This is a genomic window from Bacillus haynesii (assembly GCF_001969855.1).
Classification (GTDB): Bacteria; Bacillota; Bacilli; order Bacillales; family Bacillaceae; genus Bacillus; species Bacillus haynesii.
The window spans coordinates 77,848-92,690 of the sequence record NZ_MRBL01000001.1; the positions used below are offsets into that span (position 1 = coordinate 77,848).

Annotated in this window: 14 protein-coding genes; 5 read left to right on the plus strand and 9 right to left on the minus strand. The window is 48.3% G+C overall.

Annotated elements, in window-relative coordinates; translation table 11 throughout:
- Positions 1-15: 15 nt before the first annotated feature.
- Complete coding sequence (locus BTA31_RS00375) at positions 16-1,194, minus strand: acetyl-CoA C-acetyltransferase (RefSeq protein WP_076788170.1); 1,179 nt, start codon at positions 1,192-1,194, stop codon at positions 16-18.
- 97 nt (positions 1,195-1,291) lie between these two features.
- Entirely contained in the window at positions 1,292-3,406 is a 2,115-nt protein-coding gene (locus tag BTA31_RS00380; RefSeq protein ID WP_076788173.1) for a (Fe-S)-binding protein, read from the minus strand.
- A 149-nt stretch (positions 3,407-3,555) separates the two neighbouring features.
- Here BTA31_RS00380 and cls point away from each other — a divergent pair, with 149 nt between their 5' ends.
- Both cls and BTA31_RS00390 read left to right on the plus strand, forming a co-directional pair.
- Positions 3,556-4,746, plus strand: coding sequence for a cardiolipin synthase (cls, locus tag BTA31_RS00385; protein ID WP_076788175.1), 1,191 nt, complete (start codon positions 3,556-3,558; stop codon positions 4,744-4,746).
- Between the two features lie 73 nt (positions 4,747-4,819).
- The gene (locus BTA31_RS00390) at positions 4,820-5,086 is read left to right on the plus strand and encodes a hypothetical protein (RefSeq protein WP_043925189.1); all 267 of its coding nucleotides are present in this window, start codon (positions 4,820-4,822) and stop codon (positions 5,084-5,086) included.
- An 83-nt stretch (positions 5,087-5,169) separates the two neighbouring features.
- Here BTA31_RS00390 and argS read toward each other — a convergent pair whose 3' ends face one another.
- From argS to speE, 4 genes are all read right to left on the minus strand, one after another.
- Positions 5,170-6,840 (minus strand): arginine--tRNA ligase, encoded by a 1,671-nt coding sequence (gene argS / locus BTA31_RS00395; RefSeq protein ID WP_076788177.1) that lies wholly within the window; start codon positions 6,838-6,840, stop codon positions 5,170-5,172.
- The gene (locus tag BTA31_RS00400; protein WP_043925193.1) at positions 6,837-7,265 is read right to left on the minus strand and encodes a YwiB family protein; all 429 of its coding nucleotides are present in this window, start codon (positions 7,263-7,265) and stop codon (positions 6,837-6,839) included. The genes argS and BTA31_RS00400 overlap by 4 nt, the downstream gene beginning before the upstream one ends.
- Positions 7,266-7,422: 157 nt before the next feature.
- Positions 7,423-8,295, minus strand: coding sequence for an agmatinase (gene speB / locus BTA31_RS00405; RefSeq protein WP_043925194.1), 873 nt, complete (start codon positions 8,293-8,295; stop codon positions 7,423-7,425).
- Between the two features lie 54 nt (positions 8,296-8,349).
- Positions 8,350-9,180 carry a spermidine synthase gene (gene speE, locus BTA31_RS00410; protein WP_003186080.1) on the minus strand — a complete coding sequence of 277 codons (831 nt, stop codon included), beginning with the start codon at positions 9,178-9,180 and terminating at the stop codon, positions 8,350-8,352.
- A 264-nt stretch (positions 9,181-9,444) separates the two neighbouring features.
- On the opposite strand from speE, the gene BTA31_RS23200 reads away from it, so the two are divergent.
- Entirely contained in the window at positions 9,445-10,167 is a 723-nt protein-coding gene (locus BTA31_RS23200; protein WP_239693108.1) for a hypothetical protein, read from the plus strand.
- 129 nt (positions 10,168-10,296) lie between these two features.
- Entirely contained in the window at positions 10,297-12,369 is a 2,073-nt protein-coding gene (locus BTA31_RS00425; protein WP_076788180.1) for a transglycosylase domain-containing protein, read from the plus strand.
- 60 nt (positions 12,370-12,429) lie between these two features.
- On the opposite strand, the gene BTA31_RS00430 is transcribed toward BTA31_RS00425, so the two are convergent.
- Positions 12,430-12,945, minus strand: a complete 516-nt coding sequence (locus BTA31_RS00430) for a YwhD family protein (RefSeq protein WP_076788182.1) — start codon at positions 12,943-12,945, stop codon at positions 12,430-12,432.
- 13 nt (positions 12,946-12,958) lie between these two features.
- A complete protein-coding gene (locus tag BTA31_RS00435) occupies positions 12,959-13,642 on the minus strand; it encodes a site-2 protease family protein (protein ID WP_076788541.1) in 684 nt (227 codons plus the stop codon).
- Positions 13,643-13,728: 86 nt separating this feature from the next.
- Here BTA31_RS00435 and BTA31_RS00440 point away from each other — a divergent pair, with 86 nt between their 5' ends.
- Positions 13,729-13,914 carry a 2-hydroxymuconate tautomerase gene (locus BTA31_RS00440; protein ID WP_003186089.1) on the plus strand — a complete coding sequence of 62 codons (186 nt, stop codon included), beginning with the start codon at positions 13,729-13,731 and terminating at the stop codon, positions 13,912-13,914.
- 42 nt (positions 13,915-13,956) lie between these two features.
- Here BTA31_RS00440 and BTA31_RS00445 read toward each other — a convergent pair whose 3' ends face one another.
- Entirely contained in the window at positions 13,957-14,757 is an 801-nt protein-coding gene (locus tag BTA31_RS00445; protein ID WP_076788184.1) for a zinc-dependent metalloprotease, read from the minus strand.
- Between the last annotated feature and the right edge of the window lie 86 nt (positions 14,758-14,843).

Sequence of the window (14,843 nt, forward strand, 5' to 3'; positions counted from 1 at the left end):
TTAAAATCCCCCTTTTTATACCTCGATCATCACGGCGTCTCCCTGGCCGCCGCCGCTGCAAATGGCAGCAATACCTGTACCGCCGCCGCGCCGTTTTAATTCGTACATAAGCGTTAAAATGATTCTTGCTCCGCTCGCACCGATCGGATGGCCAAGCGCAATGGCGCCGCCATTGACATTGACCTTCTCCATATCAAGGCCCGCGATCTTTCCGCTTGCTAAAGCAACCGCGGCGAAAGCTTCATTGATTTCAAACAGTTTGATATCAGAAAGTTCAGCTCCCGTTTTGTTAAGCAGTTCTCTGATGACAAGCCCGGGGGTTTTCGGGAAGTCTTTGGCTTCGACTGCAATGGATGTATGCGCTTTAATGACGGCGGACGCCTTCACATTGAGTTCCTTTGCTTTGTCTTCATTCATCACGATAAGTGAGCATGCCCCATCATTTACCCCCGGCGCGTTTCCCGCAGTAATTGTCCCATCATGGTCAAAAACCGGAGCAAGCTTTGACAGCCTTTCCAATGACGTGTCGCGCCGCGGAGCTTCATCTTGATCGACCGTTAATTCGCCGCCCCGCTTCTCTTGGATGCTGACCGGGACGATCTCTTCTCCAAGCGCGCCTGAAGCCGTAGCCTGTACGGCCCGCATGTGGCTCCTGAGCGCCCATCGATCCTGCTCTTCCCTGGCAATCTCCAACTCTTTCGCAGCGGCGTTTCCGTAGGAGCCCATGTGAACGCCAGTAAATGAGCATGTCAGCCCGTCTGTGATCATCAAATCTTTAACCGCTCCGTCTCCCATTCTCAGCCCCCACCTCGCTTTTTGAAGCAAATAAGGGGCATTTGACATCGATTCCATACCTCCCGCGGCAATGACCTCCGCATCACCGGCCCGGATGATCTGATCCGCCATTGTGATGCTTCTTAAACCTGAAGCGCACACTTTATTAATCGTTTCCGTTTTGACGTCCCATGGAAGTCCCGCAAAACGCGCGGCCTGCCTCGACGGCAGCTGCCCCTGTCCGCCTTGAAGAACGGAGCCCATGATGACTTCATCGACATCCTCAGGATGTACACCGGAACGTTTTAATGCCTCTTTTATAGCGATTCCGCCGAGCTCCGCTGCCGTCTTTGACTGAAGCGCACCCCCGAGTTTTCCAAAAGGCGTGCGCGCGCCGCCTGCAATAACCGATCTCGCCACCTGACATCCTCTCCCCTTATCATGATTTGTACATACCGAAGATAAAAGAAGGCGGAGATCCAGCTCACACCTTCTTTATTCAAAACCTGAAATCCGTCTATGAAGCATGTTCTTTTTGTTCTGACCCGAAGACGGCGCGTTCAAGCAGCTCCGCTACATCGTACGTGCCGACCTGATCCTCCAATTCCTTGGCTTTTGTTCCATCGCCGAGCATCGTTAAACAATACGGACAGCCCGAACTGATAACAGAAGGTGAAGTGCTGAGCGCCTGCTCCGTTCTGGCAACGTTGATCCTTGTGCCCGCCTCTTCCTCCATCCACATGAGGCCGCCCCCCGCTCCGCAGCACATTCCGTTTTCACGGCTGCGCTCCATTTCCGTTAAACGGATGCCCGGAATGGAGCGGAGAATAGCGCGCGGCGGATCGTAAACCTCGTTGTAGCGGCCCAAATAGCATGAATCATGAAAGGTGACGGTTTCGCGAACCGGAAACTCAGGTTTCAGCCTTCCTTCTTCAATGAGGGCAGCGAGAATTTCTGTATGATGATATACTTCCGCTTTCAGACCAAAATCAGGATATTCATTTTTAAAAATATTGTATGCATGCGGATCGATGGTTACAATTTTTTGAACATCATTTTTTTCAAATTCTTCTATGTTTTTTGCGGCAAGCTCCTGGAATAAAAACTCGTTGCCAAGCCGCCTCGGCGTATCGCCTGAATTTTTTTCTTTATTGCCTAAAATCGCGAACGTGACCCCGGCTTGATTGAGGAGGCGCGCGAAAGCCATGGCGATCTTCTGACTTCTCCGGTCATACGATCCCATCGATCCGACCCAAAACAGGTATTCAAAGGATTCGCCTTTTTTCTTCATTTCCTTCACTGTCGGCACCTCAACGTCGTCTCTCATGTCACGCCAGTTTTCACGTTCTTTTCTGTTTAACCCCCAAGGGTTCCCCTGCCTTTCAATGCTCGTCATGGCGCGCTGGGCATCTGCATCCATTTTTCCTTCTGTGAGCACGAGATAGCGGCGGAGATCGATGATCTTATCGACGTGCTCATTCATGACCGGGCACTGATCTTCACAATTCCGGCAGGTTGTGCAGGCCCAAATTTCTTCTTCTGTGATGATGTCGCCGATTAAGCTCGGATTGTAAAGTTCTGAAGCAGCCGCTTCCCTTGATCCTTCTCCCCCTGCCGCTATGGCCAGCTGGTTGCCTTTCGTATGCTGAAAGAGCGGCGCGGGAACCCAAGGCGTTTTCGATGTCACTGCTGCTCCCTTTTCTGTCAAATGGTCTCTGAGCCGCAAAATCAGATCCATCGGCGAAAGCATCTTGCCTGTTCCGGTAGCCGGGCACATATTGGTACAGCGCCCGCATTCCACGCACGCGTAAAGGTCGATCAGCTGGGACTGCCTGAATTCCTCGATCCGTCCGACGCCGAACGTTTCTTTTGTTTCATCTTCAAAATCGATTTTTTGAAGCTTTCCCGGGTTTGTCAGCCGGCTGAAAAATACGTTTGCCGGTCCGGCAATTAAGTGGGCGTGTTTTGACTGCGGCACATAGACTAAAAATGTCAGTAAGATGAGAAGGTGCGCCCACCATGCCGCGTAGAACACTGCCTCTGCGGCGGTTTCCCCCATAAAACCGAAGACAAAAGCGATGCCTGATGCCATCGGTTCGTGCCATGATAATGAATGTTCATGCCAGATCATGTTCATACCGTTTCCGAGTAAAACGGTAAACATCAAGCCGCCGATCAGCATGAGCACGATCCCCGACTTAAAATTGCGCTTCAGTCTGACGAGCTTTTCAATATAGCGCCTGTGAAAAGCCCAGACTACCGCAATTAAAATCATCAGCGTGACGATTTCCTGAAAAAACGTAAACGCCGGGTAGACGCCGCCAAGCGGAAGGCCTTGATCAGGAACGAGCCCTTTCAAAATAAAATCGATCGCTCCCAACTGTACGAGAATAAATCCGTAAAAAAACATGACATGGATGATGCCGCTTTTTTTATCTTTAAGCAGTTTCTTTTGGCCAAACACGTTCTCCCATATCTTTTGAAGGCGCTCCTTCGTCCGCTTATCAAAATCCTCTTTTTGTCCGAGCCTGATGTAGCTGATTCTCGTTCTGATCAAATAGACAAACAGATAAACGGCGTAAGCGGTTACACCTAAAAACGCAATGAAATTCAACCACAGTAAGACATTCATCAGCTGCTCCCCCCTTCATTTCCCCAACCTTAAATCCCCTTGAACTACCTTTATCTTAAATAATGAATGAGTGTTCAGTCAATATATTTTCATAAATGCAGGAAAATAGGGGGACACTATTCTTTACACGAAAAAAGGGAGTGTCTTCATTGGTGCCTCTTATGATTATGGTATGTTTTCTCATCCTGCTTCTTGCGCTCGATTTCCGTCTCGGCCGCAAAGCCTTTGAGAAGAAAGCCTACGAACCCGTTTTTTCAGCGAAGAAAAGCGATATTGAACTGATTCATAATGGAGAAGACTTGTGTGAGCGGCTGATGGATGACATCCGCCAGGCCGAATCGTCGGTGCATGTCATGTTTTATATTGTGAAGAACGATGACATCAGTCTTGAATTTTTGAAGGTGCTGAAGGATAAAGCGAAATCCGGCGTATGCGTCCGCTTGCTGATCGACCGGATCGGCGCGATGAAGGTGAAGAAACAAGTGCTGTCCGGCTTAAAACAAAGCGGAGCGCACGTTTTTTTCGTCAACAAGCCGGGCTTCCCTTATTTCTTTTATCGGCTGAATGCAAGAAATCACCGAAAAATCGCCGTCATAGACGGAAAGATCGGCTATGTGGGCGGATTTAACATTGCGAAAGAATACCTTGGTAAAAAAGCGGAATTCGGACCGTGGAAGGATTACCATTTGCGAATGACGGGAGAAGGCGTGGCTGACTTGCAGCACATTTTTTTATCGGACTTCAAAAGAGAAGCGCCGCAGGCAAAGCCGGACAGCAGCGTGTTTCCGCCGCTGCATCAAGGAGCTGTCACCCATTCCATGCATGCGACAAAGGGGTTTTCTCTAGAGGAAAAATACATTTCATTTATCGAACAGGCAAAAGAAAGAATCATGATTTGCACACCGTACTATATACCGAGCCCGGCTTTGCAGCAGGCTGTTCTTTCAGCCAGGGAAAGGGGCGTGAACGTGTCGGTTCTCGTGCCGATGAAAGCTGACCATCCGCTTGTCAAAGAGGCCGCCTACACGCACTTTCCCGCACTCTTGGAAGCGGGCTGCTATATTTACCGGTACTACAGGGGCTTTTATCATGCAAAAGCATTGATCGTCGATGACCGGCATGTGATGATCGGAACATCGAATTTTGACAACCGGAGCTTGTTTCTCAATGATGAAGTGAATGTCGTCATCCATGATAAACACTGGGCAAAACAATTCTTTGACGTCGTCAAGGAAAGCATTGAACACGCTGAGCTTCTGACAAAGGAGCGGTATGCGAAGCGGCCGGTGATGCAGCGGCCCGTCGAATGGCTGACGAAATCGATTTCATACTTTTTATGAATCATACGTTTATCCTGCATGACATGCGGGTAACATTTCACCAAGGTGATGATTACATACGGAGGGATGTACGATGAACCAAGCAGAGTCGATTAAACTCCGCGCACAATCGATGACATTAAAAAACTTGATTGAGCTGTACAGGCTTTGCCGCTCAGCCAGACATCAGCTATATATATGCTCAAGAAAAACGATGTGCAAAATTAAAGATTTAATTGAGCTGGAAATGTTCAGAATGGCCAATCGTGAAAATGAGTGCCTGATTGTCATCGAAGGGAAAATGGCACAGGAATTAGTAAAAAAAGCACAATCGATTCTTTCTGATGCTCAAGTTCAATAAGAGAAGGCGGCGGTCCTTCCTTTGTGAGACGCCTCCTCACTAAATAAAAAAAAAGCCCCCGTTCAATGGACGGGGGCTTCGTTTTACATTTTTTCAGGCGCTGATACGCCGATCAGCTTGAGTGCATTATTTAATGTGATTTGTGTTGCCTTCATCAATGATAAACGCGCCCGACTTTTTTCTTCATCTGCCGGATCGAGAACTTTCTCAGCATTGTAAAAGCTGTGGAGCACAGATGCCAATTCAAAAATATAGTTTGTAATGCGGTGCGGAATCCGCTTCTCTGCGGCATCAGCGACGGCCTCAGGGAACGAGCCGATCACTTTAAGCAGATCATATTCTTTTTCAGAACCGATTTTCGTCAGATCAGGGGTTCCTTCAAATGAAATACCTTTTTCTTCGCCTTGGCGCAGCATGCTGCAAATTCTCGCATGGGCGTACTGCGCGTAGTAAACCGGATTTTCATTAGATGTAGAGACGGCCAGATCAAGGTCAAAGTCCATATGGGTATCGGCGCTGCGCATCGCAAAGAAGTAACGCACCGCGTCAAGGCCGACCTCATCAATGAGATCGCGCATTGTGACGGCTTTTCCGGTTCTTTTGCTCATTTTCATTTTTTCGCCGTTTTTGTAAAGGTGGACGAGCTGAATGATCTCGACCTCAAGCGTTTCTTTGTCATAACCGAGCGCTTCAATGGCCGCTTTCATGCGCGGAATATAGCCGTGATGGTCCGCTCCCCATACGTTGATCAGCTTTTGGAAGCCGCGGTCAAGCTTGTCTTTATGATAAGCGATGTCAGGCAGAAGATACGTGTAGGACCCGTCTTTTTTAATCAGCACGCGGTCTTTGTCATCGCCGAACGCCGTTGAGCGGAACCATGTCGCCCCGTCTTCTTCATAGATGTGCCCTTTTTCGCGAAGGGCTTCGAGCGCCTGATCGATCTTTCCGTTTTGATAAAGCGATGTCTCTGAGTACCAGACATCAAATGGGACACGGAAATTCTCGAGGTCTTCACGAAGTTTGCCCAATTCGTACTTTAAACCGTATTCGCGGAAAAACGCGAGGCGTTCGCTCTCTTCTTCATGAACAAAACGGTCGCCGAATTCGTCAGCGAGTTTTCGGCCGATTTCCTTAATATCTTCGCCGTGATATCCGTCTTCAGGCATCGGCTTATCTTTTCCGAGCGCCTGAAAGTAACGGGCCTCGACGGATAATGCAAGGTTGTTGATTTGATTGCCGGCATCGTTGATATAATATTCGCGGCTCACTTCATATCCCGCTTTTTCAAGTACATTGCAGAGGGAATCTCCGACAGCGGCTCCGCGGGCATGTCCAAGATGCAGGTTGCCCGTCGGGTTTGCTGAGACGAATTCCACCTGGACGCGTTCTCCGCCCCCGATATTTGTTTCACCGTAGGCCTCTCTTGCTTCAAGCACAGCCGGAATCAGCTTCGTTAAATATTGATTGTTCATGTAGAAATTGATAAAGCCCGGTCCTGCGATATCAAGTTTGTCGATCGACGCTTTTCCTTTATCAAAGGATGCAACGATTTCCTCGGCAATATTCTGCGGCGCTTTTTTGGCGATTCTCGCCAGCTGCATAGCCATATTAGTGGAATAGTCGCCATGCGACTTGTCCTTCGGAACTTCCAGTACGACTTCGGGAATCTCGCTTTCTTCAGCGAGGCCGGCTTTCATGACAGCTTCCTTAATTTCCTGCTTCAGCACATCTTTCATTTGTTCGACTATGTTCATGACTCGTGTCCTCCTCTATACGAAATCGACATCTTATGTAAATGCTTTTGTTCATCGCTTACAATCATATCGTACTCAACGCTGATCTTTCCGTCTGGCGGTTGATGGGTGACTGATACGGCTTTTGTATCCACGCCAAGCTCCAGTCTGCCGAAAGGCATTTTATAATGAGTGACGGTGCGGCTGCCCGGCCTGAAACGCTGTTTCATTTCAATGGCGCCGGAACGCATGACCAGAACTTCGTCTTCACTTGCTTTGACGATCGTCTTCACCTTTCCCGCATCATGCTCTTCATGATAAGAAAGATATATTTTATCTTTTTTCATATAATAAAACCCAGTTGTGCGAAACTCGATTGTTTCTGTGTCCGATCCTTCCCGGATAACAGATTTCACATGGATATTAACGGGTGTCTCCTGATCCATTCCGACACTTCCTTTTTTGATCCGATTTGACTTGATTAGTATAATCATTCGGGGAAAAAAGTTCAACCGCAGCTCCTTTATATCATCTTAACAGAACGGACGGGAAGATAAACCATTTTCTAAGAAAAAAGCCGTCCTGAAAAAAGGACAGCCTGTTTTATTTCACCCAGCCGAGCAGCATTTCGCGAATCAGCTTGCTTGCCGTATTTGCGGTTTGTTCAGAATGGTCATAGACCGGAGCAACTTCAACAAGATCTCCTCCAACGACGTTGACGTCTGAGCGGGCGATTTCGTGAATCGAAGCGAGCAGCTCTTTTGATGTGATGCCTCCGGCGTCAACCGTACCGGTTCCCGGTGCATGTGCGGGATCTAAGACATCGATGTCAATTGTAACATAAACCGGACGCCCTGCGAGTTTCGGCAGGACGGCTTTAAGAGGCTCAAGCACTTCAAATTTGGAAATGTGCATGCCGTTTTCTTTTGCCCATTCAAACTCTTCTTTCATACCGGAGCGGATGCCGAATGAATAGACATTGCCGGGACCGATCAGTTCCGCGGCTTTACGGATCGGCGTCGAATGCGAGAGCGGCTCACCTTCATAGTCGACGCGGAGATCTGTGTGCGCATCCATATGGATGATGGCAAGATCGGGATATTTTTTGTACATCGCTTTAATGACCGGCCATGAAACGAGGTGCTCTCCCCCCATTCCGAGCGGGAATTTTCCTTTTTCTAAAATGCTGTCAACATATTCTTCAATCATGTCAAGGCTCTTCTGCGGGTTCCCGAAAGGCAGCGGGATGTCGCCGGCGTCAAAGAAATGAACCTCGTCCAGCTCCCTGTCCAAATAAGGGCTGTATTCTTCAAGCCCGATGGACACCTCCCGGATTCTCGCCGGTCCGAAGCGGGAGCCGGGACGGTAGCTGACCGTCCAATCCATCGGCATGCCGTAAAGGATGGCGTCCGCCTCTTCCCAATCGGGGCGGCTTGCGATAAACACCTTGCCGGAATATGCTTCATCAAATCTCATCTTCAAAAACCTCCCTGAAAAAAAGCGCAGAATGCCATCCTGCGCCAAACTGTTTTATTTAATTAAATCGCTGACGAATTTCGGAAGGACGAATGCCGCTTTATGAATTTCTTTTGTATAGTATTTCGTCTCAATATCGAAGAAGCGGCTGTCCTCCACTTCAAGAGGATCGTATTTTTTCGAACCGATCGTAAACGTCCACAATCCGCTTGGATATGTCGGAATGTTGGCCAAATACAGCTTTGTAATCGGGAAGATCTCTTTTACATCGCGCTGGACGTTTGTGATCAGCTCAGGTGTAAACCAAGGGTTGTCCGTCTGAGCAACGAAAATGCCGTCTTCCTTTAGCGCTTTTGCTATGCCGGCATAAAAGCCTTTTGTAAACAAGTTGACAGCAGGCCCTACTGGCTCGGTTGAATCCACCATGATGACATCGTACTCATTTTCAGACTGGGCAATGTGCATGAAGCCGTCATCGACCTTTACTTCGACGCGCGGATCGTCAAGTTTGCCTGCAATGGAAGGCAAGAATTTCTTGGAGTATTCGATCACCTTGCCGTCGATATCGACAAGCGTCGCTTTTTTCACGCTCGGGTGCTTCAAAATTTCACGGATGACGCCGCCGTCTCCCCCGCCGACCACAAGCACATGCTCAGGATTCGGATGCGTAAACAGGGGCACATGCGCCACCATTTCGTGGTAGACAAATTCATCTTTTTCAGATGTCATGACCATGCCGTCCAGAAACAGCATGTTGCCGAATTCTTCCGTCTCGGCCATTTCGAGCTTTTGAAAGTCTGTTTGCTCTGTATGTAAAGTCCTGTTGATTTTCATCGTAATGCCGAAGTTTTTCGTTTGCTTTTCTGTATACCAAAGTCCGCTCAAAGCGTCATCTTCCTTTCGTAATAAGCTGTATTTCCATCTATTTTTCTCGCCTGCGGCGACGATTATTCTGCACTGAAGCATCGGCTTTTGCCTAAGGAAAAAGTATAGAGGAATTGCAGGTAATTGTAAAGACGGATCGATTCATTTTCAGGGGTCATTCCAAGATCATTCTATTCCCATTGGCCGATTTTTCTTTTATAATGGCTAAGCTTAGCACAGATGTACATAAGGCTTATTCTGCCGCACTTTTGGAGGTGTTCTCATTTGCAGAACAAACAACTGCTCAAACTGTATATAACCGGCCGCCGGAAAAGGTTTTTATTGATATTTTTTCTGATCGGGGCGGCCGTTTTGTTTTTCAGCCCCGTTTATATCCGGGAGGCGGCCGTTCCGTCTTTGCTGGATTGGCTTCTCGAAGTCAGCGGATCCGTTTATTTGATGCATATGGTCGCTGTCCTGTCCGCAGCCTGTTTGTTTTACGGCACAGCGGAATGGATGCGGCGTTCAGCCGGTGCAATTGTAAAAAACAGAACGGTTTGGCCGTTGATTTTGCTCGGCTGCACCGTTTCTGCTTTTGTGATGATCTGCCTGCTGTTTTGGAGCGCAGCCATCGGCTGGTTTACATTCGGCGGCTACGGCTCGGAGAATGTTCATCCTTTTTTTGAGCTGTCAAGTTCTCCCCTCTGGTTTGTCGTGTCACGCCTGTTCATTGACTGGTGGTCGCTTTGCTTTCTGATTTTTCTCGGTTTGGCGGGTGCGCTGCTCGCAAAGAAAGAGCAGCTTGCTTTATGGCTGCCGCTTGCGTGGTCCGCCGGTTTAATGCTCCTTTTCAAATTCAATATATCCTTTAAAGGGCTGCTCCCGGGAGAAGGCATGCTGTTGTCCATCCATGCAGCCGGGGCTTCCCCGATTCTGGCCGCATCAGTCAGCGAAGGTGCCGTTCTCGTCTTATGGCTGATTTTATATGTGGCGACCGCCAAAAAATAGGATTCCTCGGATTGCTTTGTTAATCGGCCGATCGAGGGTCTGCCGTTTTTTCCTTCCCGCTTGTTTAAATCCTCCTCTTTTTCCTCATAATGATAAGAACATTTTATTTATCCGGGAGGAGATTTGAACATGGACATGATGACGGACAAGCGGGTCCGTTTAACCATCAAGACGATACGCGCATTTTTGTTCATGGGAGCATTGATGCTGATCTTCCTTTCAATCGTTGTCATGACGGTGGTCCTGGCGGCCAAATGGCAAGGCGCTCCTTCGATTCAGGTGCCGAGGTCTACCGTGCTGTATGACGAAAGCGGAAAGCAGATGGGGGAAACGCATTACGGGCAAAAGCGGTACTGGGTTTCGCTGAAGAACATCAATCCCGCAGTCATCGATGCCACGCTTGCCGTTGAAGATCGGAACTTCTTCCGGCACCACGGCTTTGACTATATGAGGATGGGCGGCGCCCTCATTGCCGATCTAAAGGCAATGTCCAAAGTTCAGGGAGCCAGTACCATTACCCAGCAATATGCGAGAAACCTCTACCTCGGTCACGATAAAACATGGAAAAGAAAGTGGAATGAAGCTTTTTATACGATACGGCTCGAACAAAACTACACAAAGAAAGATATTTTGGAAGGCTATTTAAATACGATTTATTACGGGCATGGAGCATACGGGATCGAAGCGGCTTCCCGGCTGTATTTTGGCAAGCGGGCCAAAGATATCAATGCGGCGGAGGCTGCGATGCTTGCCGGCATTCCAAAGGGTCCTTCAGTTTATTCGCCTTTTGTTAATGAAAAAAAAGCGAAAGAACGCCAGGAAATGATCCTGACAATGATGGAGAAAGAAAACAAGCTGACGAAAAAGCAAGCGGCAGAACTGAAAAAGCTGCCGCTCCGCTTTGAAAAACAGGATAAGCCAACAACCGCAAAAACCGCTCCTTACTTTTATGACGAAGCTGTTAAAGAAATCGCGCGATTGCTGCATTTGACACCGGAGCAAGCGGAAACAGGCGGCTACAACGTATTCACCACGCTCAACCCGCGTCTCCAAAAAATTGCCGAGGATACGATCGAACATACGATAGATTCGTCATCCGATATTCAGGCAGGGTTTGCAGCGATCAACCCGACCGACGGCAGCGTTCTTGCGCTTGTCGGAGGACGCGACTACGATAAAAGCCCGTTTAACCGCGTAACGCAGGCTATGCGGCAGCCCGGCTCCACTATGAAACCTTTTCTTTATTATTCGGCGGTTCAAAACGGTTTTACGCCGGCCACCCGGATGAGGAGCGCGGAAACGACATTTGAGCTCGGGCAAGGCAGCGCTTATTCCCCAAGCAACTATCACGGCTATTATGCAGACGGCCCGATCACGCTTTTGCAGGCCTTGGCTTTGTCCGATAACATTTACGCGGTGAAAACACACCTTTTTCTCGGCATGGACAAACTGACTGATTCTGCAAAACAATTCGGGATTACGAGCCCGCTGCAAAAAGTGCCGTCGCTTGCGCTCGGAACATCCCCCGTGAAACCGATTGAAATGGTGAACGGATACGCCATGTTTGCCAATGGCGGAAAAAAAATCGAACCTTCCTTTATTACGAAAATTACCGATCCGAACGGGAAGGTTCTATACGAAAAACCGAAGCGAAGCAAACAAACCCTTGACCCAAAAGCGGCTTTTATCACGGCGAACATGATGAGCGGGATGTTCGACAAATCACTCAACGGCTATACATCTGTTACCGGCCGGACGATCGCAGATCAGCTCACGCGCCCATACGCCGGAAAATCGGGAACGACCAGCACCGACAGCTGGATGATCGGCTTTTATCCCGGTCTTGCTTCAGGCGTGTGGACGGGATATGACAAAGAGCGGACAATCGATGCCGTCGCAGAGAAAAACTATGCCAAACAAATTTGGGCTGAATTTATGGAAAAAGCGCTTGAAGACGCGCCCGCTGCAGCATTAATGCCGCCTGAAGGTGTGAAAGGGATGTACATCGATCCGGCTACAGGCTATGCGGCGGCGCCCAGCTGCCCGTCCAAATATTTCACTTATTTTATCGAAGGTACTGAACCCGATCAGGTTTGCTATGGAAAGGAAATCTATAAGGATCAAAAAGCCGGGCACGAAAAGCCCGCCGCTCCCCACAAGCGGAAAAAGTGGTGGGAAAAATGGTTTAAAAAAGGAGAATAAACTTTTTTGGCGGGATAGACGAATCCCCCGGACTTCACGGCGGTCCGGGGGGTTATTTTCCTATTGCTGGAGCAATCCCTTTTTCAGCTCGTCTGATGAACGGTCCCAAAGCCCTTGATCATGATTTTTCAAAAAATCGGCAAGAACGCGCTTAGAACCTTCATCCATATGCTCGACGATAATCTTCCGCTTCATCGACTTATCCATTAAATTGACGTGTTCCGGAAGCGATTTGTAGCCGCGGCGAATGCTTCTGTCCACCGTCATTTCGCAAGCCGTCACACCCGCATAATAAGGGCCTTCTTCCCTGCGGTCGATCGTAACCCACACAAGCCAGTAAGGTTTTCCGTTCGGCACCTCTTCCTTGTTCGGCAAAAATTTGATTCCTTTTTCAACCGTGCTGCGGGCGTGCATGGCGCCGATATCAACAAATGCTTCTTTCTCTTCAACATCGACAAAGACAGGCGAGATGTTGTCAAGGCTTAAAGCGCCTGCACCAAATCCCCCGTGTCCGTCTGTCGGATCGCTTTTAATAATGTTGAATCCGATTGTTTTTTTCTTTTTACCTTGTTCCATTAAAAAATACCTCCTACATCAGCGGCCGGAAAACGCTGTTAAATATCGAGATGATCCATTCCCGCCCGTCATTCAAAAATGGCCAGAATACATATTGGCCAAGCGGTGTAATGACGATAATCAGAAACACGATCGAGCCGTACGCTTCATATTTCGACAGCTTCGCCCGCACTTCGGGCGCGACAATATCCTGTATAACCCGAAAACCGTCAAGGGGCGGGAACGGCATTAAATTAAACAAAAATAACAGCAGGTTGAGATTCACCCAAATCGTAAAAAATTGAAGCAAGCCGCTGTAAAAACCGGAAGGCAACGTCCCGGACAGCTTCACGGACAAAAGCAGCAACATAAAACCGATGAAAGCAAGGATCAGGTTGCTGATCGGTCCTGCGATTGACACGAGAAATCCGGCCAGCCTCGGATTTTTAAAATAAAAGCGGTTAACGGGCACCGGCTTTGCCCATCCGAATCCCAAAATAAAGATCAAAATCGTCCCAAACGGATCAAGATGCTTGAGCGGGTTAAGCGTCAGCCTGCCCTGCCGTTTGGCCGTCTCATCGCCGAATTTGTAAGCCACATACGCATGGGCGACCTCATGCACGGTGAATGCGGCAGCAAGTGTCAAAACAACATACGGAATCATTTCCAGCGGATAAATAAGAAAACGGTCTAAAATGTGGCTTTCCCTCTTTCTCATATACAAAGATTTACTATCTCCAGTATACTATAAGAGCACCTGATGCTAAAGTGGCAGCCATTTTTTAAAAAGGAGGAGGAGAACATATGCCATACGTAACTGTTCAAATGCTGGAAGGCCGTACAGATGAACAAAAAAGAAATCTGGTGAAAAAAGTGACCGAAGCCGTCTCCGAAACAACTGGCGCACCTGCAGAAAAAATCGCGGTCATCATTGAGGAAATGAAAAAGGAAAACTACGGTGTCGCTGGCAAACGAATGAGCGATATGTAATGAAAACGGCGTCTGCCGCTTACGTGCGGGACGCCGTTTTTATTATCTATACCAAGCTTTGTTTCTAGTGATCTGGCTATTGTGAGCTGAATCCCAAACATCGACCGTGTAGGCGTAGTCATAGTTCATAATGCAGCGGATTCCGCTTCCTTGCGCATCGTGGTTCAAGCCGAAGTTATGGGAAAATTCGTGGGTTGCAGCTTTTGCCGTGTTGGCCGTTCCCTGGTCGAGGTTTACGCTGAAAGCGCTGCCGTTCGGCTTGCTGTTGTATACGTATGCGATACCGCCAGCGTCAAAATTACTGTTCGCCGTAAATCCGACGACGAATTTATAGCTGCGTCCGCTGAAATTGCTCTGAAGGTTTGATAGAATTTGAGAGCTGTTGCTGCCTGAAGAGGTCCAAGGCGCCACAGCTTCGACGACAAAATCAATATCGTGATCCCTGTTGAACATGACATCTGCCTGCTCAATAATTTGGACGATTCTTGTCTGCCAATCGCTGTATTTCGCACGATACTGAGCGTCAGCCACGGCAAGGACGCTCACTTTCTGGCTTCCCGTGTCTGCCTGGGTTGAAAACGTCCCTTTGCTTGTATTCTTTTTAAACGTTTTCGTTCCCGTCACATTTCCTTTCTCATCCAATATTTTCGTATTGACCGTTCTTTCAATTTGAACTTTTCCTTTCAAGTCTTTAAAACCTTTCGCTTTAGGCAAAGAATCGATATAAGTTCCTCTTACTTCATGATCGTGCTCATGCCCTCCCGTCTTGGCGGCACCGGCCGTCACACCGGGAATGAGACTGACGGAAAGTAATAGAGATAAGAATAAAGAACGTTTTTTCACTGCAAAACCCCTCCTTATTTTTTGAACGAATGAAAAATTCTGCTAGTTATCTAAAAATTCCTTCAATTCATCCAAAAAGAGGAAAT

Bases quoted from the DNA above. Each gene is read 5' to 3' on its own strand.
- BTA31_RS00380 (WP_076788173.1), bottom strand. From the start codon at position 3,406: ATGAATGTCTTACTGTGGTTGAATTTCATTGCGTTTTTAGGTGTAACC.
- BTA31_RS00390 (WP_043925189.1), top strand. From the start codon at position 4,820: ATGAACCAAGCAGAGTCGATTAAACTCCGCGCACAATCGATGACATTA.
- argS (WP_076788177.1), bottom strand. From the start codon at position 6,840: ATGAACATAGTCGAACAAATGAAAGATGTGCTGAAGCAGGAAATTAAG.
- BTA31_RS00400 (WP_043925193.1), bottom strand. From the start codon at position 7,265: ATGGATCAGGAGACACCCGTTAATATCCATGTGAAATCTGTTATCCGG.
- speB (WP_043925194.1), bottom strand. From the start codon at position 8,295: ATGAGATTTGATGAAGCATATTCCGGCAAGGTGTTTATCGCAAGCCGC.
- BTA31_RS00425 (WP_076788180.1), top strand. From the start codon at position 10,297: ATGGACATGATGACGGACAAGCGGGTCCGTTTAACCATCAAGACGATA.
- BTA31_RS00430 (WP_076788182.1), bottom strand. From the start codon at position 12,945: ATGGAACAAGGTAAAAAGAAAAAAACAATCGGATTCAACATTATTAAA.
- BTA31_RS00435 (WP_076788541.1), bottom strand. From the start codon at position 13,642: ATGAGAAAGAGGGAAAGCCACATTTTAGACCGTTTTCTTATTTATCCG.
- BTA31_RS00440 (WP_003186089.1), top strand. From the start codon at position 13,729: ATGCCATACGTAACTGTTCAAATGCTGGAAGGCCGTACAGATGAACAA.